1 protein-coding gene and 2 pseudogenes are annotated in these 2,205 nt (G+C 72.9%); 1 reads left to right on the top strand and 2 read right to left on the bottom strand.

Going from position 1 to position 2,205, the window contains the following annotated elements; translation table 11 throughout:
* A pseudogene (locus JM949_RS35390) lies at window positions 1–104 on the top strand (IS481 family transposase); the annotation flags it as partial.
* On the opposite strand, the gene JM949_RS35385 reads toward JM949_RS35390, so the two are convergent.
* A complete protein-coding gene (locus JM949_RS35385) occupies window positions 101–694 on the bottom strand; it encodes a nucleotidyltransferase family protein (protein ID WP_203152398.1) in 594 nt (197 codons plus the stop codon). The pseudogene JM949_RS35390 and the gene JM949_RS35385 overlap by 4 nt on opposite strands.
* A 171-nt stretch (window positions 695–865) precedes the next feature.
* Window positions 866–2,205, bottom strand: a pseudogene (locus tag JM949_RS35380) (bifunctional 3'-5' exonuclease/DNA polymerase); the annotation flags it as partial.

The following is a 2,205-nucleotide window of genomic DNA, read 5'->3' as shown; positions in this document are numbered from 1 at the left end:
TACCCGCCTGGCTCCACACCTACAACCACCACCGCGGACACACCGCCCTCGCCGGACAACCACCCATCACCCGCGTCAACAACGGTGCTGGGCGCTACATCTAGACCCCGACGCGTTGGGGTGGGACGGTGAGGCCGTACAGCTCCATCAGCTCCGGGGTGTCGACCCGGCCGCCGTCGGCCACCGAGTCGCAGGCGATGTCGACGATCTGGTCCTTGTGCGCCAACAGGTACGGCCGAGCACCGACGTCCGCGCTGGCCAGGGTGGCGATGCCGGGCCAGTGCCGGCGACCGAAGAGCATCGGGTAGCCGCGCAGCCCGTCGTAGGTGGCGCAGACCAGCACGTCGGGGTACGGCAGCGCGGCCACTCGGCTGACCGCCGTGGCGGTCAGGCCTGGCATGTCGACCGGGACCACCACCACCGCCTCGATCCCCTCGTCGTCCATGGCGGCCAGGCCGGCCCGGATGGATGAGCCGACTCCGGTACCCCACGCCTTGTTGATCACGACGGTGGCCTTGGCCAGATCGGCGGTCTCCTGCACCTGCTCGGCGGCGGCACCCAGCACGACCACGATCTGCTCGCAGCCCGCCTCGGTCATCGTGTCGATCATCTGATTGACCAGCGGCTTGTCCCCCTGGTGCAGCAACGCCTCCGGACCACCGATCCGTCGTCCGCCACCCGCCGCGATGATCATTCCTGCGATCCGGTTCAGCTGCGCCCCCTCCAGCACCTGACGAACCGTTACCGATCCGTCCCCTCCTACGGTCACTGCAACGAGAACGGCCAGCGGTGGGTGGCGGGGTGAAAAGGAGAAATAGCACAACCGTTACACGCCCGGCACCTGTCGGCACGGACAGCCGGTCGGTCAGGTCGCGTCGGCGTAGCAGTCGACGATGGACAAATCCAGCGGGAACCGCACCGGTGTGGCACCGAAGAGCAGCGCGGAGGCCCGCTCGCCAGACCGGGTGACGGCGTCGGCGACCGCCGCCGCCCGCGCGGCGGGAGCGTGCACGACCACCTCGTCGTGCTGGAAGAAGACCAGCTCCGAATCGGTGCCGGACAGCTCGGTGCGCAGCGTGGCGAGCAATGTGGAGGCCCACTCCGCGGCGGTGGCCTGGATGACGAAGTTGCGGGTGAACCGCCCCCGGGACCGCGCGGCGCGGGCCCGGGGGCTCTGCGGATCGGCCGCCGCATCCGGATCGGCGGACGCGTCGTCGAGATCGCCGAACCCGGCCGAGCCGGGCGGGCACGTCCGCCCCAGCCACGAGCGCACCAACCCGCCCACCTCACCGGTGCGCGCCGCCGCCTCGACGTAGCCGAACGCCGTCGGGTAACTGCGCTTCAGCACCGCCAGCGCGGGCACCGCGGCCCCACCGGTCTGCCCGTACATCGCGCCCAGCAGGGCCACCTTGGCGCGGGACCGGTCGCCGCCGAAGGAGTCCCGGGCCAACGCGGCGTAGAGGTCGCCGGCGCCGCCCGCCGCCGCCAGCCGGGCGTCACCGGAGACCGCGGCGAGCACCCGGGGCTCCAACTGGCCGGCGTCGGCGACCACCAACCGCCAACCCGGGTCGGCGACCACCGCCCGCCGGATCACCTTCGGGATCTGCAACGCGCCACCGCCACGGGTGGCCCAGCGACCGGACACCACCCCGCCCGGCACGTACTCCGGTTGGAACCGGCCGCCCTGCACCCACTGCTCACGCCAGGACCAGCCGTGCGCCGTCCAGATCCGGTACAGCTCCTTGTATTCCAACACCAGCGGCACCGCCGGGTGGTCCACCGCGCGCAGCACCCAGGCCCGGGTGTTGGGCAGCTCCACCCCGGCCCGGGCGAACGCCTTCAGCAGCTCCGCCGGAGAGTCGGCGTGCAGCCGGCGTACGCCGAGCGCGTCGGCGATCTGGGCGGCCAGCTCGGCGAGCCGACGTGGCGGGCCACCGACCGGGGACGCCTCGCCGAGCAACTCGTGCAGGATCTCGTCGTGCACGTCGGCACGCCAGGGCAGGCCGGCGGCACCCATCTCCACAGCGATCAACGCGCCGGCCGACTCGGCGGCCACCAGCAGCCGGAACCGGCCGGGATGCTCGGTCGCGGCGACCCGGGCGAGCTGGTCCGCGTACACCCGGGTCAGTGCGTCGATGCCCGGCCCCGGCGGGCCGGCACGGTGTCGAAGAGCGCGCCCTGGCCGTGCCCGGGCGGCGCGGCGGC

Source organism: Micromonospora tarensis (assembly GCF_016803395.1).
Classification (GTDB): Bacteria; Actinomycetota; Actinomycetes; order Mycobacteriales; family Micromonosporaceae; genus Micromonospora; species Micromonospora tarensis.
The sequence above is the reverse complement of the archived record's forward strand: the minus strand, read 5'-3'. Positions and strand labels throughout refer to the sequence as shown.